Below are 26,756 nucleotides of genomic sequence, written 5' to 3'. Positions count from 1 at the left end.
TCGAAACGTTTCGATGAATCCTAGCGTAGCAAAAATAATTTGCACGATGCGAAAATAGGTAATGTGATTTTGATCGTTGATTAGTGAGCTGAGGAGTAAAAAAGAGTGAGGATCATCACTGAGTGATTTGTCATTAGATGCCCATTTTTAGCATAGGATTAACACTGAGACCGTGATTTTCGGTATAGTCACTCCGAACAAAAATCGCATCCATTTGGAACTCAAACATGAAAAAAATAGCCTTGGTATTGTTTACTGCATTCTCACTCGCCGCCTGCTCAGAAGTGGGCAGCGAAGCATGGTGTCAAGATATGAAAGAGAAACCAAAAGGCGAATGGAACGCCGGGCAGGCGGTGGATTATGCAAAGCACTGTGTCTTCCAATCACAAATTGGCAGCGACGCGTGGTGTGAAGATATGAAAGACAAGCCAAAAGGTGATTGGACAGCGAATGAGGCTGGCGACTTCGCTAAGCATTGTATTTTTTAGGATTAGTTTAAATAAAGAGCCTAGCTATGTTGGCTCTTTATTCTATTTAAAACAACAGTCAATATCTAACCGTAGGGCTCATCACATTCTATTTTTTGATCTTCGGTAAAAATACGACAGCTCATTGAATACCAGAGTGTATCGTATGAAAAACTAACATCGCTCTTTGATACACTTTTTAAAGTAATATAAAAACCTTGCTTATCACTATTCGACAAGTTTTCATTCTCGTTAATAAAACAATACTCATAATGCTTTCCATTAGTAACGACATTCAGACAAGGCTTGCCTATTGGTATATAGGCAACATTACCTCCAGTTTTACCTGTCTGATTATCGTAAAACTTAATTAACGTTCTTAACTCATTACTTGGTGGAATCGGAAATGCCCCAGCATAGAATGAACAAGATAATAAAAAAGTACAGTGAAATATTAGGTTATAAGTGGTCATATCTTATTGTCTTCCTGTTTGACGAGACATTACGCCAAGAAAAACACACGAATGGCAATTAATTTCTAACAAGCTCACCAGCTGTATAAGTATAACAAGTGTCATTGTAAATCATTGAATCATAAGCACTCTCACCAGAAATGCATAACCTTGAGCTTTCCTTGCTGAAACTTAAAGAAAAGTCTTCCAGCTCTGAGTCGGCAATATAGTTATCAGGAAGATCGATAAATAATTTGGATTGAGAATCGTAAATGTTTGCACATATAGCCCCACCACCACAAGCATATGAAAAGACGTAATCATCAGTATTGAAATTGGGGCCTAGTTCATAGACTTGATAGAAACTATTTTTAAAAACCTCAGAATAACCCTGCCCTTCTAAGAGACTATTTATGTTTGCACATGCCACTGAACTAAATAAAAAAACACTGTATATAAAAACTAAAAATAGCTTCATCACTTCATATCCTGCTTAGATTTAATTAATACTTTTTTCATCTTTTCGGTTGATAAATGCGCTTTATTCAAACCATCACCTGAATAATATGACTCACCACCGACTGCAACGCGGCCTTTACTAATTGCTTTACCTTTTTCAACTCCTGCTGATGCAAATTCTTTAGCCCAAGCATACATCGCATCTTCTACGGAGCCAGTTGACTCCAAAAATGCAGCAATTTGAGGTCTTTTAACTCTAATCAAATAATCATTAAATATTTGATCTTGTGTATGTTTATCAAAAATAGACGTAGTATCAATTGATAGTGTAAGAACTGCATCCTTTAAAGTACTTGGAATTAATTGAAACCGTCCAGCAGCGAATACCTCTCTGGATTTCTGCTTTGCTAGAACTTCACTTACAGTCATTTTATTAAGCATTGTATTGTAGAAAGATTTCAAACCACCTTGTGTTCTGTTATAAGCAGAATAATCATTTTTTGATTCAACGCTACCAAGTAAGATACCAAACTTACTATCAGCCCAGTTTACGCTTTTCAACGGAGTTGTCTTCCACCCATCCATCAACGCTTCATCTAAACCTAACAATGTCCCTTGGCCAACAATACCATCAACGGGGCCAATGCTGTACGACGGATGCGTTTGATGGCTGGGTTGATAACTTTTTTGGAACTGCTCAATGGCCGTTTTGGTTTTATTACCGAAATCACCATCGGCTTGCAAATCAAATTTCATTTTGACTAACGCTTGCTGAATCAAGCTCACTTCTTTGCCATTGTTGCCTTTTCTGAAAGCGCTGGCTTGTTTCTTCGCTAATTTTTCCAGCTCTTCTGAAGCTTTCAACACATCCGATTGTAGCAGTGACGCTTTATCTTCGTTTTGTGCATCCTCTTTTTGGCTCTCTTCCTGAGCGCTCTTTTCTGCCACCTTAGATTCTGACTGCTTTTGTGATGATGCAGATGATTTCTGCGCAGCGGATTGTATTGCGGCAGCCTCAAAATGAGTGATCACATTCGCTTGGCCGCTTTGCATGGTCGCGCTAATAGCACTCGCTTGTAATTCGGCCGGAGCTTTCATATCAAGTAGTGGGGTTGCCAGCATGGCGGATTGCCCACCATAAGCGCTACCGCTACCAGCACTTCCGCCAGCATTAAGGTTAATCGCAGGACCAACGATGTGCACGCCACCGGCATCCACTTTGACAAAGCTGCCACCCGCTTTTAAAGTCACTTCAGCCCCAGCTTCTACAACGATTTTAGCTCCCGCTTTAAGGCTTATTTCGCGCCCTGTTTGTATCGCGGTCAGTTTGGCCACTTTATGCTGTAATGACCCGCTAATCTCTACACTGCTATCTTGGGTTATGTTATCGCGGCTTTCGCCCTCCACCGTGAGGTGATGGTTATGTTTAACGTGCGTGAATTGGTCGTTATCCACCGTGAGGTGCTGGTCGTGCTTGATGTGCGCCGTGGCATCATTGAGCACCAAGGCGTCTAAGTCTTTTTGCGCGTGTAGGTAGATTTTCTCTTGCGCTGCTTGGTCTTCAAAGCTCAGCTCGTTAAACCCTTGCCCTTGGTGCGTTTCACTGCGCAGCACGGTTTTGGTTTTGTTATCCGGCAGTATGTACGGCGCTTTGTTGGTCGCATGGTAGGTACGGCCTGTCACTATCGGTTGGTCTGGGTCGCCGTTGAGAAACGAGACGATGACTTCATGACCAATGCGCGGAATGGCTATCATGCCATATTGGCTGCCAGCCCAACCTTGTGAGACGCGCACCCAGCATGAGCTGTGCTCATCGCCGTTGGAATATCTGTCCCACGGGAAATGCAGTTTGACGCGGCCATGTTCGTCACAGAAGATTTCTTCGCCGTCAGGGCCCACGACTAACGCCATGCAAGGGCCATCCACTTGAGGTTTGGCTTGCGGTGTCGCACGCCACGTCACATCGGCAGGAATGAGCGTGAATTGGTTGCTGTACGTGGTCGCGCCACTGCCGCCCTCTTCTTCCAATGCTTGTGGTTGACGCCCCTGATGATGCACTTGCACCACAACCCAGTCGCGATTCGCGCTGTCGTCAAGATGCTCTTGTAAGTCGAACTTTGTGCCCGCTTGCAGGCCAGGATGGTTACTTTTTCCGCTCGCGGTTCGCGCTTCTCGTCGTAAGTACTCTAAGCGAATTTGATTAAAGGCTTTGCCGCTGACGTCGTCTTTAAAGCGACCCGGTGCATCAAAGTGCTCGTAGGTCGCTTGCTGGTAATCCATCTCGCGCCCTTGCGCTTGCTGAGCAAACGAGTAGCTCGGCTTTTTAAAGCTGTAATCTTGCAGCGCGCTGTGGCTCACTTCGGTTTGGCTGTGTTGCGTTAATTGCGACACATAAGGACTCTCCATCACGCCACCTGCAAGGGTGTTGTAAGGGATAGGCGTTTCTCGCTTTATCAGGCTTTGGCTGTCGTCACTGAAAAAGAGGGTGTGTTTCCCCTCTTCGTGAATGAAGTGATACACCAAGCCCTCTTCGGCGGCTAAGCGGTGCAAGAAGTCGATATCCGTCTCACGGTACTGCACGCAGAATTCACGCTGAGCACACTCACGCTTCAGCGAGAAGGCGTAGTCGTTAATGCCCATTTCTTGCAGTACGATGGAGAGGATTTCGGGAACGGTTTTGAGCTGGAAAATACGGCTGTTTTGGCGCAGTGATAGCCGCTCTAATGCTGGAACTAAGCTCAGTGAGTAAAAGGTGTGATGATGGCCAATATCGCCTTTACTGAACTGGCGCACAATGCCGTGCACGCGCTGCACGACAAGGCCATCACGCAACATCTCAAGCTGAGCGGTTTTGTCCACCAGCTCCAACGCCGTTAAACCAGATTGGCGACTGGCCAGTTTTATCTCATAGCGAAAACCGTAGCAGCGCTGGCCCGCCTGCGCGCTATCAGACAGCGATTCCACGCCTTGGTATTCACGCACCACTAACGTGTCGTCTGCCAAACCCTCCACGGTGAGCCTAAAACTTAACCTTGCCATCTTTTTCCCTTCCACTCTTTTATCGCAAAATGACACTAGTACAGCAAGTGCAGTGCCAGATATTTTTCTTTGGTATTCATGAGCTTATAAACAGCTCGATTGACAAAGGCAACAAACTGCCTGATATGAGCAAAAAGTTGCCCTTCAATAACCAATTGTTGCTCAGCTTATTGAGTCTGAGTTTCCTGATTATGTGTCACAGTCAAATGCTCAAACTGCTTGTCGAGCTCGGCCATTTTCCAGCTCAAATTATTAAGCCGCTGCTTCAGAATCATAAACTCCTGTTCAGCCTGTACAACATCACCTTTTTTGAGCAACTCTTCGACATATGCAGCTCTCCCGTAAATAGGAGACAAACTAATAGCGAACTCCTCCAACGATTTGGTTTGTCTTTGCAGTTCGGTTAATTTTCCTTTTTGCGCGAGCAGCGCGATGTTGGCCATCTTGGTTCGCGTTTCACTAAAACGCTCCATAAAGCGCTCAGTTTGTTGCAGAGCTTCACGCTTAGCATCGGCAAACGCTTGATCCACCTCCAGCACTGATTCGGTTTGGGGATAGAGTTGCAATAACGCATCCAACACTTGCTGGGCTTCAACACGAGCCGATTCAAAAGAGCGCGCCATTTTTTGCTCAATCGCCTCTCGGTACAATGGCACAATCTCATTTGACAACTGTTCAAGCTTGGCTGGCGAGTTGGCCTGTTGAAACGCATTGACCTGCTCTGGCGTATGTAAAGCAGGTAACCTTAGGTTGGTTGCATAAGATATTGAGTTGAAAAACGGCAAATAAGTGACGGCTCCATACACCATCACAACACCAAGAACACCGGATATAAAAGCGGCCACATGCGTAACACGTGAGCGCTTTTGATTACGCACCTGCTCAACCTGTTCCGTTTGAGTATGGCGCTTTAGCAGCGAATGATATTGCGTTTCTAAACGATCAATATGTTCAAAAATAGCAAAACCTACTCCTTCGAAATCAACCAAATAGTCCGGCTGTTGCAGCTCTAAAATGGCATGCATACGCTCACAAAAGCGCTCACAACGGTATAAATCACGCAGCGCTTCATGATTCGGACGCAGATCTTTTAACTCCCGCACTACACGAGCATTAACCCAATCGAGCACTTCCTTGCGCATTTTCGCCGATTTTACGTCCGGTTTTGGCAAATTACTTAAGCAGCAGCACAACAGTTCAACACCATTGGCGTATCCCGCTAAGCCCTGCATTTTTAAACAGGCTACGGTGTAATAACCGCACAGCAAAAGGTCAATCCCCGGGCCTTTTGCTAATGTTTCACAAGCAACTTTCACCACAGCCCAGTCTGGACCACCTGATAATGGGTTGTTACGACGATTGATCTCATCTCTCACCTTTTGGTAGGCATCAATGTGACGAACAGCAGCAGCATCATCTATCAAATGAAAACGAGCGTGGTCGATAAATACAATATTGGACATGACTACAGCGTCCTAAGTGAGTTGAGGAGCGATGACCAATCGCTCCTCACTATTATTTTAGTAAAGGGTTTTCGAGAGTTTGAATGACTTAAATAACCGCTCGGTGAATGGGTTAATATCTGCCTCTGAATTGAGTCGATAAATCATCTCACCATCGTCAACTGCAAACTTAAAGTCAACCGACGTGGAACTAGCACCCACCACATCACCTTGTTCAAGCAAGCGGAAAAATGCCCACGGACCTTGGATATTAATACTTCGTGGCGACATATTATTTTTAGTCGGCACTAACGTTACTTTAGAGATCGCAGAATCACGCAGCGTATTTGGCCAAATCAACTCGACACTGTCTCTTGGGCCGTGACTGTAAGCGAGATATTGACCATCAACATTCAGCACACTGCGGCGTTTGTTGTTGCTCAAGCGTAGTGGTTCAACCGAGAAACTAACGTCTAAGACCCCTTTGCGGTTAAAGAAAGCTTGCTGAATTTTCTTCGCCTGCTTGAGCTGTTCTAGAACGTCTTTGCGAATAATAGACTGCGCATTATCATCGTCATTGACCGCAATGTTTTCTTCCACAAACATTCTTAACTGATTGTTGTAGAAGTTATCCAATGTACCTTTAGGCGCAAAAAACGCTTCGAAATCAGACAAAGAGCTATCTTTGTTAGAAGAGGCATTGAATGGATAGCGACCAGCCAATTTCTCTTCGAAGGTTTTGTAAACATCATCATGCCAACGAACTTCAAGGTGCTTAATCGCTTCTTGTTTGACAACATACCAACTTTCATCCGCCAGTTTAGACACCATAGTATCAAGCGGTTTAGGCAAACCTGATGCAATACGTTTCACCGTGTAAATTGGATCAGCGTTCACTAATTTTACGCGTGCTTTGGTGGCATCAAGCGCAGCCATACCAACATCTGGCGCTTCTTGAATCGATTTGAGGTAATTTTGTAACTCTTCCACCGCCACTAACACTTCATTGATGTACGCAGGCTTGTCTCCTACTGGCTTGAGCATGGCGTTTAGTTCAGCAAAGGGCGCATCAATCTGCGAAGCAACTTTGTATTTTGGATTTTTTAACAGCTCTTTTTGCGCGGCTTCATCTTTAGGCACGCTGGCATACATTTGAGTATTGCTTTCTAAAGTGCGAAGCAAACGCTGCATCGGTTCAATGTTGCCAGTAAAGTTTTCTAATACTGACACCGCGTCATTGATGTCGCTAAAATACTTAACGCTGATTTCATTAAGAGCCGCACGCCAGGTATTGGTGTAGTCCGCCACATACAAGCTGCGGATTTTGTTACGAAGGTCGTGCTTATCCGCTTCGCTAAATTGAGCCGATTTAGATTGCCCTAGTACCCAACTGTCGATCAAGGCCAGCTCAGAAACGGATTCTGATTGCGGCATGAAGTAATCTTCAAACCCTTTTTTGGTAAGCATTTGCGGAATATACAGCGAGCTGCTGTTGACCACTCGCTCTTCAAAAACCACATCAAAGACGGGGCCAATCAAGTTGCGTAAATTGATCGAGGGACCAAGAACCGTTTGTGCATTCAACTTCAAATTACGGTAAACACGTTGATCGTTAGGCATAGAACCAAGATCAGACTGCACTTTCGCCACCACCTGATCATAAGGCTTCATCACCGACTCTGCATTGCGATTACCGCGCGCGCGATCACCCGCTAAATCCGTGTGTAACATGGCGTAGTCTAAATGCCCCAGTAGTTCTTCTTGGATCACGCGTTGCCCAGCGAACTCTTGCTGCCAGTATTTGGAGAAATAATCGAGTACATAATCCTTATAGCGGCCGCTTTTATCTACCATCATGCGATAGACGCGCAGCACGGCCAGCTTCTCTTCATCTGTTTTGGCTTGGTTAAGCTGCACAACGACATCAGCCATTAGTAGAGGTAAAAATCGGTTTTCCAATAAATTCAAATAGGTCGCTTCAACCATTGGACCAATCGTGTGGCCTTGGTACAAACCAAAATCGGAAATGTACTGTGGTTTATCACGGAAGAAACCAAACTCCAATGTCGCTTCACGAATTTTATTGAGCGGCACGAGAACATCTTGCTGAGAGGCTAAATAAAGATTAGAGGGGAACTCGTTTTTGTACTCGTTCACTTTCGCTAACACCGCATCAGAGTGCTTCACGTTGCTAAGGTAATAGCGATGCCAAGTGCCGACTAATAACACAGTTGCAATAGAACAAGCCACTACCGATAAACCAATCAAACGGCGTTTTTGCTTCGCAACACGAAAGTTATCTGAGGCAAGCCCAGCTTCAGGATAAATGATGTTATTAAACAGTTTTTGTGTGAAATAAACCGTCGAGTTTTTGGCTTGCTGCGCTTTGTTGATGGCATGATCTAGCCCATAGCGGCGCGAAGCAGCATCATCAAACGCATTGGTAGGTACACCTTGTTGATACACAGAAGTGAAATAGGCACCACGCACCAAAGCCGAAGTAGAGAACTGATCACTGGCCAATGCATCGTTGAAAAATTGTAATAAGATCTCTTTTAAACCGGAGATTTGACGCGTGAAGCTATAAATAGCATTACGCTCTTCGAGATCCATAGGTACAGAAACCGCATGCGGCAACACATCATTAATGCGCTCAACAAACTGACTGTAGTCTTTTGAAAACTCGTTGAGCCAGTTATCCAAGTCATCAATAGAGTCGAGTGAAAAGGTAAAGCCCAGCACATCCTCACGCTGACTGCGCGAATAATGCTTAAAGAAAGGTTCAAAACCGTGTAATAAATCCAATTTCGTCAATGCAATATAGACAGGCAGACGCGTGGATAACGTCTCCATTAGTTCACGTAAACGAGCACGTAATAAATTGGCGTAAGCTTTACGCTCAGTTGCAGTTGCGGTTGCTAAATGAGAAACGTCTAACGCTAGTACAATACCGTTGAGTGGACGGCGGCTACGCGTTCTCTCCAACCAATTAACAAAATGAAGCCACAAACGGCGCTCCATCGCACCATCATTATCATTGCTGTGGTTACCTTGTGTCAGTAGCTCTCCATCAGGATCAATCAGTACCGATTCATCACCAATCCACCAATCAAACGAATACGGGTTTTCACTTTTTTGGCCCGAAGCTCGCATTACCGAAGAAAAAACAAAGTTTTGACCAGAGCGATTGATGAGGCTAGTTTTACCCGCATTTTCCAAACCGAGTACTAAATACCATGGCAGCGCATAAAGATAATTACGTTTATTGAGGTTCTCTTTCATGCTGACCATCACTTGGTTCAGCTCAACCTCTTGGCGCTCTTCATAGGCTTTAATTGGATCTTGGCGAAGCTGCTCTTCACGTTTTTGCTCGGCTTTAAAGCCTTGCAATTTTCGCCACTGCCACACGCCCCACACGGCCAATGCACCTAAAGTAAACAAGCTGCTGGCCACCGCGCGAGCGGTTATCGACTCAAGCGGCTTATTACCCGCAATCTCTAGCCAAGGGCCAGCCCACCAAATCGCAACATTCAATAGAATGAACGTGCTAAATAGCAAAATAGGCATCGCCGCGGCGATGCCCGGTGTTAACTTTCTTGCGATCCCAACAATAAATTTCCACATGGGTTTGTGTCCTTCGTTTACTCTGACGTTGTGTATTGTTCTAATTGCTCAACTAATGAGGGTTCCCAATCGGTAACGCTCATGGTGCTAACCTGAGCATGTAACGTTTGGTACTGTTCTTTCGCCATCGCATCTAAATTATTGCTATTTAATAAATCAGCCGATAATAACCGCCAATAGAATTTATCTCTTGGCTCACTGGCGCTGACCAGGCCATCGTTGAGCATAGAGAGCGCCACCGCAATGCCTCCCTCTTTCGCTAAGCTAAACGCCTCTTTGCGTTTGTCTTGCCAATCGCCTGCTACTTGGCCTTGTGCGCTACTTTGCTGCTGGCTGAGTAGCCACTCTTTTACGCTCGCATTGACAAAAGGCTCGCCTCCTTTGAATTTCAACTCGAGCAGCGCAGGTAGACGTGCCACAAACTGCTGGCTTTCACTCAAAATGGCTTCACTCCACGCCTTTTGGCCTAAGCTTTGCGCGATTTGATAGCTCATCAGTTGCCCTTCAAACCAGTAAGGTGCCATGGTCAAACTCTGCTCTACCTTGCGCCATAAGGCTAAATCTGGGCTACGCATTTGGTCGTGATACTCTTTGATTCGTTCTTGCGCCATCGCCCGTAACAGTGTTTCACCGCTGACGTCGTGCTCAGGTAATGAGGTAATACTTGACCACACGGCAAAACGCCTGACTCGTATTGCCAAGGCAATGCCGAACTCTTGTTCAGACAAAAACTCAGCTACCTTTAGTAAGGTCTGCTTAGTGGCTTTGTCACTTGAACTGTCAACTGAGATGGCGCTCTGCGTGGTTGTTTTACGTTCAACTACTGGAGCCTCTTGCACATGTTGGCTCGCTTGCTCACGTTCTGTGGCACGGCGCAGTTGGGCTTGAACTTTAGCCACCAAACTTTCAACGCTCTCAGACATCAGCCCCACCTGAGTGGTTGCTTGTTGTAACGCCTCCATTGCAGCGTTCAACTCATCACGATCTTGTCCATCAAATTGTGCGAAATCTAACTTATCAATCACCAAAGCTAACCGCTGCACGATCTGGCTGAAGAATTTGCGGCGCGGTAAACTGCCTCTTTTGCCTGGCGCTGGGAAGCAATCTTCCCAATACAGAGACATAAAGTCGCTCAGCAGCTGCAACGAAGTGGTGAAACGTGGCGGTGTGACTTGGTTATGCAAACACTGCAACAAGTAGATCAATAATTTGAGATCTTTACTTTTTTCACTGAGCAGTTTGAGCGTACTGTGTTCGACTTCATCCCATTGCACGCTAGCGTGGGAGAGTGACCCCACTTTCATCATTTGATCTTCAACAAAATCAAACAGTGGCTCATCAATCAGCCGCTCACCCACAGGGTTATCGGCTTGAATAGGCTGAGTAATACAGCGGCGATAATCGGTTAACTCCATTGACACTCCTTACCAACCACAACGTGTTTTTAGTGCTATCAACGACTGCGAAAGCTCACCAGCATCAAACTGCAACCCATCAACAAAAGGAGAGTTTGAACGCAGCACCAGGCGCTTTTCTCGCGCCATCGCTTTCATCATATCAATCGCTGGCATGCCGCGACCTGAGGAAAAGAGCAAACCTAAATCGTCACTACGCCAAGATTGTGCCTGCATATTGGCAATCGAAACTTGGATGCGAGGGTCATCAATCGCGCTAGGAAACGCCAATTCCACTCGACTCAAATTGTCGATACAGCTCATCAGCAGAACAGGTTTAGCGTTATCGTCAAACTTTGTATTTTGATTTAACGCAACCAAAGTAATCCACGCATTCCCTTTATCATCGTCGCCCTCAACGGTTAAGTGACTTGCTTCCCCGTCTTGATACTGGCTGAGGCTATCAAAGGCGCGTTGCCAAGATAGCGGCACATTGGGCGTTGCCGCTTGAGGCATCACCACGTCAGAAGGCGTTTTGAATAGATGATCAAAACAGCTCAGTCGCTCTAACCGAGACGTGAGCGTGGTGCATTGCTCTGCTTGTGCTACAAGGTCATTTTCCGCATTTACCATCGGGAAATGCAGCATGGTAGAGAGGCAAACAGTAAGCCTAAACAGCCGTTTATTCATGGTGTTTTAATCTCCAACTTTTGGCATTTGTAGGCCAAAGTTCGCTTGGGAATACCGAGGCTTTTGGCCGCTTTAGCCCTGTCACCAGCAAAATATTGGAGGCGCTCACGGATAATACGAGACTCAAATTCATTCACCGCTTGTTTGAGATCATCCACTACGCGGCTAACGCTTGACTCGGTTTTTGCGGCCTTATGATCATGTCGTTCGGCCTCAGGCTGCTGAGCGGGTTTAGTGCAGGCTAAACGTTGTGTAAAGCAAGCCTCCTCCACCTGTGTACCATCGAGTGTTTGCGCACAACCAAATTCAATAAGGTGCTTGAGTTCACGTACGTTACCGGGAAAGTCATAACGCTTTAGGCAATCAATCGCTTTATAGTGCACACCCCGAATGTTGGTTGCATGCTGCTGATTGAAGCTGCGCACAAAATGTTGGCTAAGCCGTTCAATATCATCCATCCTTGCCGCTAGGCGTGGCAAAGTAATCGGGTACTGAAATAAGCGGTAATAAAGATCCTGACGAAACGACTTATTACGCACTTGTTCAAGGAGGTTGACGTGCGTTGCTGAAACCAAACGAAAATCAGAAGACTGCTCTTTTTTACCGCCAATTGGCCGAAAAGAGCGAGATTCTAATACCCGTAGTAATTTCGCTTGCAGACTCAGCGGCATATCACCGATTTCATCCAAAAACAGGGTTCCGCCATCGGCTTGCGCAATCAACCCTTGTTTATCACTATCCGCACCGGAAAACGCCCCTTTGCAATAGCCGAACAATTCACTTTCCAATAAGTTTTCAGGAATAGCTGCGCAGTTAATAGCAACAAATGGCGCTTGTTTGCGGGGCGAGAGTTGGTGCACCGCTTGCGCGACCAACTCTTTACCTGTGCCTGTTTCACCTTGCACCATCACTGAAAGCTGCGATGGCGCGGCGTTGATGATCTGCTCTCTTAATTTTTTCATTGCCAAACTGTTGCCAATCAAGGTTCCAGAGAGGCTCGCAATTAATGAGCGACGAGCGTTATCACGCTGAGCGTCAGACAAGGATTCTGATAAATTTTGGCGATTTTGTTCTTCTCGTTGCATCTCATTAAGCAGCGACCACTGATGGCAAAAAACATCCACATACTTGATAAAATCGAGCTGTTCAAATAAACCTTCCAAGGTATGATTTTCGCCAATCAACAACAAAATAGACTGAACTTGTGTATCACCATTCGGTAACGGATGTACCACCACGCTATCTAACATGCCGACACTGCCAGTGAGTTGGCTAAACAGGCGGTTAGATTGCCAAAAAACCAATTCATCAGCGGTTAAATGCATCGATTTGGCCGATTGCAATACATGGGCAAACGGACAATCAAAATCGGTGACCGACCAGCTTAAATTCAGCGGGTTATCCTGTGGCACTAAGGTACGGCCGTCTGAACTGGGAACCAGTAACAAGCAGGTATCGAGCCTTAGCTCTCGGCGCAGCGTTTCTACAAACAATGCGGCCAATTGGCTAGGCTTTCTCGCGACAACAAGCTCGGTTGCGTAAGCTAACCAGTGACTCATGATCACTCAACCTCTCCAATAAACTCACCCTCTTCCGCCGCTAAATAGATGCGTTGCACTGGTTGTTTATCAGCCAATTTATTTAACAAAGCTAATGAAATCGGTGGTAGTAATTGACCTTCGATGATCGCTTCCAGCATACGAGCCCCATTTTCAGAGCGCGTGGCACGGCTTAAGATCTCTTCGATCAAGCTATCTTCAATCACCACGTCAGCGGCATAACGCTGTTTAAAGAGTTGCTCAAGGCGGGTTAACTTGCCACGCACAATCTGCTCTAGCACTTCTTTGCTGAGCGGTAGATACGGGATAATCTCCATACGAGCCAGTAAGGCGGGTTTGAAGAAAGCCGCCAGTTCTGGGTAAAGCTGCTCATCAAGCAACTGAGGCTGCTGCGCGTAATCGACTATGGTTTGGTAACCTAAATTCGAGGTGAGGAAGAAGACGATGTTTTGGCAGTCGATCACTCGACCTTCACCATCGGCCAGCTCACCTTTATCAAAGGCTTGGTAGAAAATATTGAGCACTTCTGGGTGCGCTTTTTCAACTTCGTCTAACAGCACCACAGAGTACGGCATTTTACGAATCGCTTCGGTAAGAATGCCACCCTCACCATAACCAACATAACCCGGAGGCGAGCCAATCAGGCGTGAAACGGTATGCTTTTCTTGATATTCCGACATGTTGATAGTAGTTAAAAATTGTTTACCACCATAAAGTTGTTGCGCCAGTTGCACCACAGTTTCGGTTTTACCAACGCCACTTGGACCCACGAGTAGGAAGGAACCTTTGGGACGCCCCGGACGGCGCAAATCCGCGCGCGCCGTTAATAAGTTACGGTGAACACGTTCAATCGCAGTATCTTGCCCTTTGATTGCCTCACCTAAAATAGCCGTTAGGTGGGTGATTTTATGCAGCTCATCGCTGTTCATTTGATCAACAGGCACCCCCGTCCAATCCGCAATTACTTCCGCGATTTGCTGTGCATCGACTTGTGGATGCATGAGGCGATCATTATGAGGGATCTCTTCTAACGCTTGATATTGTGCCTGTAGTTGAGCAAGTAATGCATCACGCTCAGCTTGAGTGTCCTCATCACGAGCCTCTGCACCATCTAAAAGCTGCTCACGCAGAGTAATAATGCGCTCAATGATCGCTTTTTGCTCTTGCCAGCTTTGAGTCAAGGCCGCTTTTTCAGCTTCATCGGCCACTTCTTGGCTACACAGCTCATCCAAGCGATGCGAATCAACCACTTGACCTAAATATTGAGCACGCTCAAGCATATCAATTTCAAGTTGACGTTGATGGCAAGCGGTCTCTAGTTGCGCTAAGCGCTTCGGCGGTGTGGTGATATTAATTGCAATACGCGCGCAAGCAGTATCCAACACATCAATCGCTTTATCCGGCAGTTGTCTACCTGAAATGTAACGCGCTGAAAGCTCGGCGGCGGCTTTCAATGCATCATCGGTAATCAATACGTTATGGGCTTTTTCGTAAACACGATTCAAGCCGCGCAGAATATCTACTGCTTGACTGATGCTCGGCTCTTCTAATTTCACTAACTGGAAACGACGAGTCAGCGCCGGATCTTTTTCAAAATACTTTTTGTACTCTTTCCATGTGGTGGCCGCGATGGTACTGAGCTCGCCTCGCGCAAGAGCTGGCTTGAGCAAGTTGGCCGCATCACTGCCACCCTCTTGGTTGCCTGAGCCAATTAAAGTATGCGCTTCATCGATAAATAAAATGATCGGTTTAGGCGAGGTTTTGATCGCATCAATCACGCCTTTAAGACGTTTTTCAAATTCACCTTTGACTGAAGCACCCGCTTGCAACAAGCCGAGATCGAGTGAGCACAACTCTACATTTTGCAACTGTGTCGGCACATTGCCCGCAACGACGCGCAATGCAAGCCCTTCAATCATGGCGCTTTTACCAACACCAGCATCTCCAACTACGATGGGGTTGTTTTTACGACGACGACACAAAATGTCGATCATCAAATTGAGTTCGTTTTCACGGCACAATACTGGGTCGAGTTCGCCATTACGTGCTTGCGCCGTAACATTGGTGCAGTATTTATGCAGTGGCGAAGATGACGCAGCGTCCAGCGCGGCAGGAGCTTGAGAACCCGCTTTGCTTTTTGCAACCGCCGACTCGGAAGAGTCTTGCAGCAGCGTATCAAACCCTTTGTTTAGGCTCTCTTTGTTGATGTGTTCAAAAAGACGGATTAGTTTAATTGGTAGATAACGATCAGCGCGCATCAACGCGGCTAAAAACACCACACCTGAACGAAGCTGATTCTGATTCAGCTCAGTGGTAGAAAGCAACCAAGCTTCCTGCAATAGCTCAACCAACAGTGGCGAGAATGCTGGATAGGTATCTAACACTTGTTCACGAGCGTAACTGGCACTGATGGCTTGCTTTACGGTTTCCACATCTAAATTAGCGTGCTTAGCAATGACACGGACATCGGAAAGTGGGTTCTCTAGCAACACATGCAAGAAGTGCTCATAGGTCACTTCTGGGTGCTGACGTTCAATACATAGTGAGGCGGCTTGCTCTAGGGCTAACTTACTCTGTCCATTAAGTTTTGAAATTAATGTGGGTAATTCAATACGGATCACTACAATCACCTAGCCTTTTATAATTAGAGTATTTGGTTCAATTGGTTTAAGACATCTGCCGATTGGCTGTGCAGTAAATAGGAATAGCCTAAAAATACACCGACCCAAATAACGACAAAACCAAGCAATACGGACCAAACTGGTACCTGTCTGCTTAACTTATATTTTGATTTCACCACATGATCTGTAGCTGATGTCAGTTCTTTCGGCTCGTTTTCATCCAGCGAACTGATGGTGTCATGTAAACGACTGATCACCTTTTCACGCTCATTGTGACCGCTTTCCATCACACGATATTTACCTTCAAAACCTAACACTAGGCATTGATAGATAAACTCTAGCAACGCGCGGTAACGTTTAGGTTCACCCTCTAGTCGACTTAAGATGGTAAAGACTTTTTCGCCGCCCCAAGTCTCATTGTGAAAGCGGGACAGCATTGAATGCTCAGCCCATACGCTAGATGCACCCCACTCGGTTCCCATAACGGCTTCATCCAAAAACGCACACAGAATGTAGCGATAAGCCATCAAAATCGCGTGCTCAAACCCTTGCTCGGCCAGCTCGATTTCAATTGCTTTAATCTCTTCCACTGTCTGTTTGTAAATCAGCTCAATGTTGTCGCACTCGGACAAACTGCGTACGCGCAGCGACAAACCAAACAGAGGGGTAGCAGCATCAATCAAAATATTCGGGTTATCACCACGCAGTTGAAACCAGTAATCTTGGTCATGGTTGATCTGCTCGACGCTGTCAAAAAGCAGACCGCTGTATTGGGTGTTTTTTTTATCAATGGCCATTATCAGCTCCTAATCGCCCAGAATTGCAGGTCAAGATCTTCAAACGCACCCGCCACGTGGAAAGCAAAACCACTTGAGTGGCCTAACATTGACCATGCCGAGCTGGTTTTATCCAATTGGTAATAGGTATAACCGGCGTGGTAAGGCAACTGCCTTGGCGCAACTGGCAACGGTGTAATTGGAATGCCCGGTAATTGCAGTGAAATGAGTTCGCGGATTTTCTCCACTGACGATACTTTTGTCTGCTGAGTAAAGAGCCGACGCAGTTCATCTAATGGCATACGTGCTTTCACCGCGATGATGAATTCTGCGCTTTCAACCAGTTGAGGGTCGTGGATTGGGGCAACCATCAGGCCGTACTTACGTTTATCCAACTGAATCGAGACCGCTCTAGGCTCAAGCACGATACTTAGGCTCTGTCTTAAATTGCGGATCAGCGGCCCAAAAGAGTGGGTCGGCATTTCATGGTTGTAGCTCGGGATGCTCGGTGGTAAACGACTTTCATCGGTAAATGTAGCCAACTCACCACATACGCATGACAGGCACTCAAATAAACGTTCCGGGTGCAAGCTGCGTAGCTCTGCCAAGTGTTGCATCTGGGGTTGTAGACGATTCAGGGCTTGCAACAGCATAAAATCAGACACATCCGCGACCCCACCTTGAGAGGGAGAACTGATACGTTGAGCAATGTTTTTGGCACGCTCGCGCATTAACCCGGATATTTCGTTAATGAAACGGTGCAAAGCCGCATTGCTCGCCACATTAAGATGGCACGGAATAAAGTCCGGATCGAGCACGACACTGCCATCAGGACGTTTTTCTAAAATACGAGCGATCGCAATTGAGGCATAAGAGCTTCTGTCTTCTTTTTCAAGCATCAACTGCACACGAACAGGTGAGACATCTAGCGTCGTGGTGTCACCGCGCACGGTATGCACATCGCGCACTTCTAAACGATTGCTTAAGTAACGCCCGGTTCCACGCTCTTCGGGCCAGTTAATCTCCATTAACGATTCACTGCGAAGTGGCACCGCTAAATAGACCAATTGGTTTGCAAGCGAAGCATCGGCAATCTCGAGCGCATCTGGCAACACATCTTCCTGAGGAATACGGAAAACGGTTCCATCAGGCATAATGCCGACCGCACGTTCGATCGCGATACGACCAAAAGAGAGATATTCAGGGTTAAGTGATAACTCTGATACTCCGTAAAGATAGCCACTGACTGATGAGATGCGTTCATCAATATGATATTCAAAATAGCGTTGCTGCTGCTGGAAATGCTGCGGTTTAATGAATAGACCTTCATTCCAAATGACACGATTACGCGCAAACATCTTGTTATTCCACCCTTTCCAGTTTTACATCGTAGTCTTTGAAATACATCAAAAGATGGTATTCCCTACCTTTGTTAAGCACTTTGACGGCCTTTTTCCATTCACTCAGCTCAGGTTCAGCAAAATGCGCCATGACCCCAATGTAGTTCGTGCCTTCATCAATCTCGAACGCGTTCACAAACTTAAACTGGCCTGGTGTCATTACATAATCGTAATTGGCGATAAAATTGCTGCGTAACGCTTTTTTGTAGTCTGCTTTTACTTGGTCATAATCGGCAGACATAAACATCGAATCATCTTTGAGCTCAAACACTTGAACCTCTATCGGCGACGCTTCACCCCAAATATTAGGGTTAGTACCTTCATCACTAACGAGGCTGAACGTTACCTTGGTCGGCTGTGTGGCTGGCTCATACTTTTCTGATGAGCTACAGGCGGTTAATACCGTCAGTAGCATCAGCAGGACAAAAGACCGCTTGTTCACCGTTATAGCTCCAGCTGTTTTTCACGAATTTTCTTGTCGTAAGACTGCTCGAAAATTTCCCAAAACAGTTTCTCAAATCCTTTTTGGCGATTAGAAGTGAGCTCTTGGTAATAGTGGCAATACATCTCCCACGCCCAAGAATCTGAAGAGTGATTCTGTGCATCACTATTGCGCTTGTAGTGTTGGAAACGACGCAGTAGCACTTGAGGAGAAAAGGCATTAAGAATCTGATTTAGGGCTTCACTCGTGGCGTGCTGCATTGCTTCGTTATGGTCGCGCACATTTTTTAGGCTTTCGGCAATCGCCGCAGGGGCGGACAAGTGCACCACACTTTTATCAGCATCATACAGAGTACGAATGGTTTCTTGGTATGATAGCCCCAAGCGAAGTGGGTTATCTTCAATCGGTTGCAAGTTACGATTCATCATACCAAAACGCCCTTCACTCACTTGCTGGTGAAGTTCAAGCAAACCTTGCACACACGCTTGCAACGATTGCCCAAGCTCTTCTGAAAGCATGTGCATTTTCGCCATATCGTGGCTATTGCCAACGTCAACACCTAGCCCGGTGAGCATGGGGCCGGTCAATAAGTGTGAAGCATTGTTTGACGAGCTGCTGTGCTGCTCTGAGTGAGGCTGGTAGCTTTTCGCCACTTCTTCCTCAAGTAGATCTAATACTTTATCATCCATCGCTAAGCCCTCAGGTGCGTTGTAAATGCTGTTGTTAATGTTCAAATGAGTCGGTGGTTGCGCAGTCTCATGGTGCTCAACAGCCGGAATAGGTGGCAAATCGGTGGAGGTTTTGCCAAAACCGAGAATTTTCTTTAATCGAATCGATGACGTCATCTCATACTCGCTGTCTGCTTGAGGTGTAAACTGCAATTGCGACTGTTGGCTATCGTATTCAGGCACTAATGAATATTGTGCTTGTGCGAGCGGTTTTTCCGTCTCCTCAAGCAACGACTCTTCTTGTTTAATGCCTTGCAACAAATCATCTAAAGCGGCGATAGGGTCCATTGAACTCGGCTCTGGTTCATCCTCGTCGCGGCTGATATCATCCAATGGACCATCTTTGAGTAGATCGAGCCCCTCTTTAGCAAACAGCTGATCCAAAGAGCCATTAATCAGAGAATCGTCTTCACCCACTTGACCAAAAATGACACGAATTTGGTAAGGGCCAATGGACACTTCATCTTTATGCTCCAACTTAGCCGAAGCACCTTGTCCTAACGGCTTATGGGAACCATTAACATAGGTATTACCAACCAGATCTTGAATGCAAAACGCACCATCAATCACACGGATGGCACAGTGATGATTTTGAATTTTCCCTTTACCGTCACGAAGCTGCCAATGCGCATCACTTGCAGAGCCAATCACACCGCCTTGCACATTAAACATCGCTTGTGCGGATAATCCTGATTCCAGTAGTTGCACATTCGTCACTACCATTGAAAGCATTCGCTTCTTCTGCATATCGCTATTGCCTTACTTGTATAAGCACGCTTTTGTCCGCCAAATCGCGCCCTAAAAATGATGACCAACCCAAAGCGACACCACTGTCATGGCATAAACTCATCACCGGAGCCTCGCTCTCGTGCATGGTCAGCTCAAGGTCGTAAGCCATCTGCTCTCGTAAAATAAACTCCACCAACTTACACAGCGGTTGATGTTCTTTGCCTGATGGCAAAAAATCGGCAAATCGTTCTCGAGTTAAGTTTTTGATACAGATAACAAACTTACCATTACAGTCCATTACTGACTCACCCAACATGCTGTTGATCCCAAGCTCACCATTCTGCTTACCTAAGCAAAACTGCTGATAAGGCTCAATCCGAACTTTGCGGCGAACCCACTGGCGAATACTAACCTCTTGCAGATCAAAGCAGTGTGCTATGATGCCAGACACCACTTGCGGTGAACGACTTCGGCCAGCCAAAGTGCCCGCATAAGCCAACATCTTGCACCAATTTATCGGTGTTTCGCCGCGCAAGTCCGCATCACCCAAACCGACTAAAGCGAACAGCTGTGATGAAAATTGATCCTGCGCACCCGCTTGAAAACGGACGTAATAGCGATACTTTCGCCATACGCGATACACAAGGTTAATCAACCGGTTATTAAAAAAATCTAAAAAAGGCCGCTTGAAACCACCGGGATCTTCTTCAACCAATTGCTGCAAAATAAAACCAGGCAACGGTGACTGCGCACCCGTTAATCCAAAAAAATTGGTTTGCAAAATCAGGCGCTCATCTGCAAGCTCACGCAAATCCGTCACATCCGCTGGTGCAAAACCTAAACTGGGGTTGGCACTGAATACCAATTGGCATGTCCGCTCCCAATCTTCTGATTCAGGATTAAGCGCATTAAGTTTTTGCAGCAGTTCCACCAACTGGTAGAAGTTGTACGTTCGTACATCGCTTGGCAAACCCAGTAGAGGCTCCGGCACAGTCGCCGCAGCCATCTCTAGATCAATGGCTGCATTCCTGTCTGTGATCCCCATGTGTACTTCTCTTGATTGGACGCATTAATAACAATCAGCTCATGAAACGAATTGATGCTGGCATAGAGGGCAAAAAAGTGACTAAGCACAGTGCCAAAGAGGTAAAGCTCCCCTTCTGAACCAAAGCAGTTTTGATCAATATGGATGGTTGATTGCAGCCCTCGTACGGGCAACCCACGCAATATTTTATCCACGGGGTGCGACTCAATTTTTTGGATCCCTTCAAGACGCAAACGCGCAACACGCTCCGCCTGGCGATCCACCAAGGCTCTGAAATCGTAAGCTCGCAACACACTACTTAAGGCATCTTTGGACAGCAGCGATAAATAATTCAGCGATAAGTTAGAAATCAATACCCACAATAGGCTGCCATCCAGTACTGGGCGCAGAGATTGTGAAGGCACGGTAATATTGCTGAAAGTGGCAAAGGGGGGTGAGCTGTCTGTCGGCTCACAAATGTCACCGACCCCCAGTTCCAGAGGCAATAAGCGATTGGTGCAGGTAAGTTTGAGCGAGATGGCTTCATCGACATGCATCGATTGCGTTTCATCTCCGCGAATGAAAGAGATGAAATTATCAAATCCATCACCACGGATGCTGTCTTTTACTCGCGTGCGGTAGTAGAGCGCTTCACGATTTCGCACTCGTTCCACTTCGTGCTGAAAACTTTCAAATGCTGAATAAACACGTTTTTCACCACGAATCCGTTGGCTAGCTTGAGTTTTATCTTGCCAACCGTATACACCGTCAACGCTGAACACTTCATAGTGAGAAGGGTAACGGCTAGAAGGAACGATACGGTATTCAGAGCGCCTGCCCGTTAAATCGATCGGATCGGCATCATGTTCAAACAAGTTAATGACAGGGGTGCAGTACAGTTGGAAATTATCCTGGCGCACTCGAACATCGGCAGGTAAGGTTTTTGAAAAGCTGATTTTCAATTTGAACGCACCGTGCACCGATTTCGGCACTACGCTAGCTAAACGCGTAATATCAAAGAAGTGAAATGCTTCAGGAAACGATAAATACTCCTGCAAAATTCGATAGCCTTCGTACACATTTGACGGATAAGGCAAAAGTGACTGCTCACTATCAAATCCAACCGTTTTAAAACTATGGCGAGGCAGAGTAAATTCAACTCCTGCCACTTCAACACAAACCTTATCAAGATAATGGTTGAGCCATAAATAGAGCATTTGCGAGCTGTATTTGTCACCGCCTAAGTAGAAGCGTAGATCATCAAGATGCGCATCACCGACGCTTATCTCACCCAACATATTAAGCGACACTTCGATGATGGTCGCTTCTCTCGTATGTTGCGCAGTGACGTCAGTACATTTCAGTGGGTAAATCTGCACGTCACGACAGGTTCTAAAGTGGCATTTGGTGCCGAAAACAGGCTTGCTATCGAGCTGAGTGCCACGAGCGATTGGCTGCTTATCACTGACACTTTTATCTGGAGTGAAGGAGACAATGCTCATGCTTGGCACAGGCCGTAAGTAGTTTGGCCATAACATGTTGATGATGGAATGGGTTAGTTCTGGAAATTCATCTTCAACTTTTTCGCGCAGGCGAGCCGTTAGAAAGGCGAAACCTTCCAGTAAACGTTCGACATCAGGATCCGTCGTTCTGCCGTGCAAGAAGCGAGAGAGTTGAGGATGAATTTCAGTGAAATGCTTTCCCTGTTCCTTAAGGAAAGCAAGCTCTTCTCTGAAGTACTTATCTTGAGCCATAATTTTCTAATACACTCGGTACTTTCGGTTTTGATCCAGTAACAGGTTAAACTGCACTTTCTCATGTAACGCATCACTGTTTATTTCGGCCACAATGTGGAAGCGCAGCATCAAAGGGCTAAACGCGTCTGACTCGGATCGAATCACAATATTTCGTAAGCGGGGCTCATAAGCGTCTAAGCAGCTTTGTATCGCAAGCTTAATCCGCAACGATAAGTCTAAGGTTTCTAACGTTGCATCGTTAAAATCCACTAAACCTAACGTTGGCGCACTTTGCGCCTCACCCATGCGGGTATTCAAAATATTGGAAACATTGCGTTTGATTGATTGGAGCACATCCCATGCATTTGGTCCTTGGGTCAAAGACATAGGTTTGGTGCCAGCTTCTAAACGTTCAAAGAAGCCGACACCAAATGCACTCTCTTCAGGTGCAATATAAGTCATTGTTATGCTTGATCTAATCGACCAACCAATGACAGTTCAAAGTTCGCACCCATGTACTTAAAGTGAGGACGAACAGAGAGAGAGACCTGATACCAACCTGGTTCACCTTCAACATCCATGACTTCGATTTTTGCAGCACGAAGAGGACGACGGCTACGTACGTCTGCTGGTGGATTTTCTTGGTCAGCCACGTACTGTTTGATCCAACCATTAAGCTCGCGCTCAAGATCTTGACGCTCTTTCCAAGCACCAATTTGTTCACGCTGTAGCACTTTGACGTAATGTGCAAGGCGGTTGATGATCATCATATATGGCAGTTGCGTACCCAACTTGTAGTTGGTTTCCGCTTCTTTGCCTTCTTTAGTATTAGGGAATATTTTTGGCTTTTGGATCGAGTTTGCAGAGAAGAATGCGGCGTTATCACTGCCTTTACGCATGGTTAAAGCAATGAAGCCTTCTTCTGCTAATTCAAACTCTTTACGGTCAGTCACCAACACTTCCGTCGGGATCTTACTTTGCAGTGCACCCATCGATTCAAACACGTGCACTGGCAGATCTTCAACCGCACCGCCACTTTGTGGACCAATGATGTTTGGACACCAACGGTACTTGGCAAAGCTATCCGTTAGACGAGTAGCGAAAGCAAACGCGGTGTTACCCCATAGATAGTGTTCGTGTGAAGCGCTGACACTTTCCACATAATTAAATGATTTAATTGGGTTTTCCGTTGGATCATAAGGTACGCGCAATAAGAAACGAGGCGCAGTCAAGCCAAGGTAACGAGCATCTTCTGATTCACGTAAAGAACGCCATTTAGTGTATTTAGGGCTTTCAAATGTTGACTTAAGATCCTTGATATTTGGTAGCTCTTCAAAAGAATCGATACCAAAAAACTCAGGGCCTACACTAGAAATGAATGGAGCATGAGCCATCGCACCAAGTGCACCCATGTATTGAAGTAGCTTCATGTCAGGGGTTGATGGCGTGAAAGCAAAGTTACCGATGATAGCGCCCGTCGGCTCACCACCAAATTGGCCATAGCCAGAAGAATAAACGTGCTTATACAGACCGGATTGCGTCGTTTCTGGTGCAAATTCAAAGTCTTCAAGCAGCTCATCTTTCGTTACATGCAACAAATCAACTTTGTTGTTTTCACGAAAATCAGTACGGTCAATAAACAGTTTCAAACCACGCCATGACGATTCCATCTGCTGGAAACGCTCTTCGTGCAAAATCTCATCCATTTGAGCACTGATTTTCTTATCAAGCTCAACCAGCATTTGGTCAACGAGTGATTTGTTAACAGGCTCTTCTGTTTGATTCGAACCGATGAGATTCTCAATAAACGCAGCAACCCCTTTCTTCGCAACATCATAGCCTTCTTCAGTCGGTGCAATGCGCGTTTGTGCCATGATTTCATCAAGTAAGCTGCCTTGGGTGGCACTTTGTCTCTCTAAGACGGCTTCAGTAGTAGACATCAATTTCGTTCCTAAATTTGATTAAATAAACAGTTGGGTTGATCAAGCCTTATGCTTGAGGCTCTTCTTCTTTGCCGCTCACTAGGCTTAGCTCAGATAGAAGTTTTTCACGCGATTCTTCCGAATTTAGTAGCTCTTGTAGACGCTCTCTAAACGCGGGAATATTGCCCAAAGGACCTTTTAAGGCCACAAGAGCTTGGCGTAGCTCAACCAATTTATTTAATTCTGGAACTTGTGCTGCCACTGAATCCGGTTCGAAGTCAGCAAGAGATTTGAAACTAAGCTCAACAGGAAGCTCAGCATTTTCATCGCCACTCAGTTTATTGCGCACTGTAGTGGTCAGTTTCAACTCGCTTTCACGCATAACCGCTTCAAAGTTGTTCTTATCCACTGAAACGGTCTGCCTCTCTTCAAGTGGTGTCTCTTCGGTATGGCCTTTAAAATCACCCACCACCAAAGTTTTTAGTGGTAATTCAACTTCAGCCTGTGCATCTCCCGTTGCTGGAATATACTTAATATTAATCCGCTCTTTAGGAGCTACACTTCCTTCTTTAGACATATTACGTCTCCAATACCTATGCCAATCATTGTCAAAATTACGGACAGAGCGTAGCTAAACTTGTTACCACTTACTCAGGCCGAAGGTTACATAACGTTGTAAAAATTAAAGTTAAATCTATTGGACTTAAGTTCTAATAAAACTCAAGTCTCTTAATATTTATTATCTGGTAGATTTTAATGAGACTTTAAACAATAAAGCTCATTAATTAGCATTAGCTTTTAAATTCTTCCCTAAATTACCCCATCGGATTTATTGATACTTTTCGTGAGGATTTATATTTCTCGGCACATTCTATTCATATAGGAGCATTTTAAATATAAAAAATCACAAAAATATGATCTTCACCCCAAAAAATATGCCGTTTCTAATACTGTATAATTTAACTAATTAATATCCCAAAAGACATCATGATAATAAAAATTCAGATTATTCTTATAGTTAATAAATATATCATTAGCTTGAAGCTTTTCCTCATCACTCATCTTACCAGCTAGGCTTTCTTCCTCTAATTGTAACGTAGAGTAGAGTGATTGCATGCGCTCAGTGCCAGCGTAAGTGAGGTACAAGTCTAAATAGGCTTTCGCTTTAATTCTGTCTTGGATGACAAATTGATAAGAGGCACTGTCACCCAGCAGGATCTTAATAATCGTAGCTAAAGAAGTAATATCACCTTGCTCTAATGCCATCAATCGCCATTGATAAGCTTCTTTAAAGCGGCCTTTGCTTTCCAAAATATCAATGTAAAATCTCATTGCGGGAATATAGTTTGTTTTCGCTGCGGCGAGATAGAGCTCTCTGACTTTTGTCTCTCTTTCTCCAGGCATTAAAAACAGACCGCTACCAGCTTGAACTTGCTTTGCTTTATCCATCAATGCCCGTGGGTGATTAAAGCTGACCGCTTTATCGAGATAGTGGCTATACATCTCGTTATCCATACCTTTGTAAAACTGAGCAAGCTCGTAAGTGGCTTGTGCAGGCTCATCTCGTCCTAAACGAATCAAACTATCGTAATACTGGCTTTTCCAATACTGCACATCGCGATCTCTTAACCACTTAGCATCGGTATAAAGATGTTTCATGGCGCGACGATTGCCTAGCTCTGCGGCTTTAAGTAAGTACTCGCGCGCTTCAGGAGGGGTTCTGATGGTCGTTTTGTAGTTCGAAAGTTCCATCGCATAGAGAAAAGCAGCATCTGGGTTATCACTATCTGCTGCATACTTAAGATAGGGCCTCGACTCCATATTTTTGTATTGCGCTCGAAGCAGCCGTCCGGTAGCAAACGCTTTTTCTGGAGACATATCTCCCACTTCATACGCATCAATGGCTTGATAGTTTTCTTGCTCCGCTTCCGCGCGCACCGCCGTTGAAGAAAATGGCAAAAATATTGCTAAGATCACACACGTTTTAACCCACATAGATATGACATCCACCAATTAAAACACGATCAAAATCGTGGATATTGCTGATTATAGTGGTGTGCTTGTCATCTATTTTTACCGTTACTGATCCTGCAATAATAGGTTCTTGCGGAAACCCGTCGTGACATATATCGATATTAACCGCTACATTCCGATTGCTCATTATATTTCCTTCAATCACTAATCATTTATCCATAGACACGTAAGCAAAAATCATTCCTTTAACCACTCCTGCTTTAGAATGAAAACCCATA

General features: G+C 45.5%; 19 protein-coding genes and 1 pseudogene. 1 reads left to right on the top strand and 19 read right to left on the bottom strand.

Annotated elements, in window-relative coordinates; all coding sequences use genetic code 11:
- The first annotated feature begins 227 nt into the window (after positions 1-227).
- Positions 228-488, top strand: coding sequence for a DUF3012 domain-containing protein (locus CCZ37_RS13845; protein WP_017050233.1), 261 nt, complete (start codon positions 228-230; stop codon positions 486-488).
- Between the two features lie 65 nt (positions 489-553).
- Here the strand turns inward: CCZ37_RS13845 and CCZ37_RS18885 are convergent, their stop codons facing one another.
- The 19 genes and pseudogenes from CCZ37_RS18885 to CCZ37_RS13755 all read right to left on the bottom strand — a co-directional run bounded on the left by CCZ37_RS18885 (position 554) and on the right by CCZ37_RS13755 (position 26,499).
- Complete coding sequence (locus tag CCZ37_RS18885; protein WP_157729209.1) at positions 554-940, bottom strand: hypothetical protein; 387 nt, start codon at positions 938-940, stop codon at positions 554-556.
- Positions 941-998: 58 nt separating this feature from the next.
- Positions 999-1,397 carry a hypothetical protein gene (locus tag CCZ37_RS13840; protein ID WP_094500983.1) on the bottom strand — a complete coding sequence of 133 codons (399 nt, stop codon included), beginning with the start codon at positions 1,395-1,397 and terminating at the stop codon, positions 999-1,001.
- A 554-nt stretch (positions 1,398-1,951) separates the two neighbouring features.
- Positions 1,952-4,417 (bottom strand): annotated as a pseudogene (gene tssI, locus CCZ37_RS13835) (type VI secretion system tip protein TssI/VgrG); the annotation flags it as partial.
- Positions 4,418-4,584: 167 nt separating this feature from the next.
- Complete coding sequence (locus CCZ37_RS13830) at positions 4,585-5,880, bottom strand: type VI secretion system ImpA family N-terminal domain-containing protein (RefSeq protein ID WP_094500979.1); 1,296 nt, start codon at positions 5,878-5,880, stop codon at positions 4,585-4,587.
- 57 nt (positions 5,881-5,937) lie between these two features.
- A complete protein-coding gene (gene tssM, locus CCZ37_RS13825; RefSeq protein WP_094500977.1) occupies positions 5,938-9,483 on the bottom strand; it encodes a type VI secretion system membrane subunit TssM in 3,546 nt (1,181 codons plus the stop codon).
- Positions 9,484-9,500: 17 nt separating this feature from the next.
- Positions 9,501-10,898, bottom strand: a complete 1,398-nt coding sequence (tssA, locus tag CCZ37_RS13820; protein WP_094500975.1) for a type VI secretion system protein TssA — start codon at positions 10,896-10,898, stop codon at positions 9,501-9,503.
- A 9-nt stretch (positions 10,899-10,907) separates the two neighbouring features.
- Positions 10,908-11,567 (bottom strand): type VI secretion system-associated protein VasI, encoded by a 660-nt coding sequence (vasI, locus tag CCZ37_RS13815; protein WP_094500973.1) that lies wholly within the window; start codon positions 11,565-11,567, stop codon positions 10,908-10,910.
- Positions 11,564-13,126, bottom strand: a complete 1,563-nt coding sequence (locus CCZ37_RS13810; protein WP_167372435.1) for a sigma-54 interaction domain-containing protein — start codon at positions 13,124-13,126, stop codon at positions 11,564-11,566. Before CCZ37_RS13810 ends, vasI begins: the two co-directional genes overlap by 4 nt.
- A gap of 2 nt (positions 13,127-13,128) precedes the next feature.
- On the bottom strand, positions 13,129-15,747 hold the full coding sequence (tssH, locus tag CCZ37_RS13805) for a type VI secretion system ATPase TssH (protein ID WP_094500968.1): 2,619 nt from the start codon (positions 15,745-15,747) through the stop codon (positions 13,129-13,131).
- Between the two features lie 23 nt (positions 15,748-15,770).
- Positions 15,771-16,544, bottom strand: a complete 774-nt coding sequence (gene icmH, locus CCZ37_RS13800; protein WP_094500966.1) for a type IVB secretion system protein IcmH/DotU — start codon at positions 16,542-16,544, stop codon at positions 15,771-15,773.
- Positions 16,545-16,546: 2 nt separating this feature from the next.
- Positions 16,547-17,881, bottom strand: coding sequence for a type VI secretion system baseplate subunit TssK (tssK, locus tag CCZ37_RS13795; RefSeq protein WP_094500964.1), 1,335 nt, complete (start codon positions 17,879-17,881; stop codon positions 16,547-16,549).
- 4 nt (positions 17,882-17,885) lie between these two features.
- On the bottom strand, positions 17,886-18,338 hold the full coding sequence (gene tssJ / locus CCZ37_RS13790; RefSeq protein ID WP_231140460.1) for a type VI secretion system lipoprotein TssJ: 453 nt from the start codon (positions 18,336-18,338) through the stop codon (positions 17,886-17,888).
- A gap of 29 nt (positions 18,339-18,367) precedes the next feature.
- Positions 18,368-19,840: a type VI secretion system-associated FHA domain protein TagH gene (tagH, locus tag CCZ37_RS13785; RefSeq protein WP_094500962.1), complete on the bottom strand. Its 1,473-nt coding sequence runs from the start codon at positions 19,838-19,840 to the stop codon at positions 18,368-18,370.
- 4 nt (positions 19,841-19,844) lie between these two features.
- Entirely contained in the window at positions 19,845-20,867 is a 1,023-nt protein-coding gene (gene tssG, locus CCZ37_RS13780; RefSeq protein WP_094500960.1) for a type VI secretion system baseplate subunit TssG, read from the bottom strand.
- Entirely contained in the window at positions 20,831-22,600 is a 1,770-nt protein-coding gene (gene tssF, locus CCZ37_RS13775; protein WP_094500958.1) for a type VI secretion system baseplate subunit TssF, read from the bottom strand. The genes tssG and tssF overlap by 37 nt, the downstream gene beginning before the upstream one ends.
- A gap of 6 nt (positions 22,601-22,606) precedes the next feature.
- Complete coding sequence (tssE, locus tag CCZ37_RS13770) at positions 22,607-23,044, bottom strand: type VI secretion system baseplate subunit TssE (RefSeq protein ID WP_094500956.1); 438 nt, start codon at positions 23,042-23,044, stop codon at positions 22,607-22,609.
- A 2-nt stretch (positions 23,045-23,046) separates the two neighbouring features.
- The gene (gene tssC, locus CCZ37_RS13765) at positions 23,047-24,522 is read right to left on the bottom strand and encodes a type VI secretion system contractile sheath large subunit (protein ID WP_167372434.1); all 1,476 of its coding nucleotides are present in this window, start codon (positions 24,520-24,522) and stop codon (positions 23,047-23,049) included.
- Positions 24,523-24,571: 49 nt separating this feature from the next.
- Entirely contained in the window at positions 24,572-25,081 is a 510-nt protein-coding gene (gene tssB / locus CCZ37_RS13760) for a type VI secretion system contractile sheath small subunit (protein ID WP_094500952.1), read from the bottom strand.
- A 386-nt stretch (positions 25,082-25,467) separates the two neighbouring features.
- Entirely contained in the window at positions 25,468-26,499 is a 1,032-nt protein-coding gene (locus CCZ37_RS13755) for an SEL1-like repeat protein (protein ID WP_244187306.1), read from the bottom strand.
- Positions 26,500-26,756: the final 257 nt, after the last annotated feature.

Source organism: Vibrio qinghaiensis (assembly GCF_002257545.1).
Taxonomy (GTDB): Bacteria; Pseudomonadota; Gammaproteobacteria; order Enterobacterales; family Vibrionaceae; genus Vibrio; species Vibrio ordalii.
This window is presented reverse-complemented; position numbering and strand designations above follow the sequence as displayed.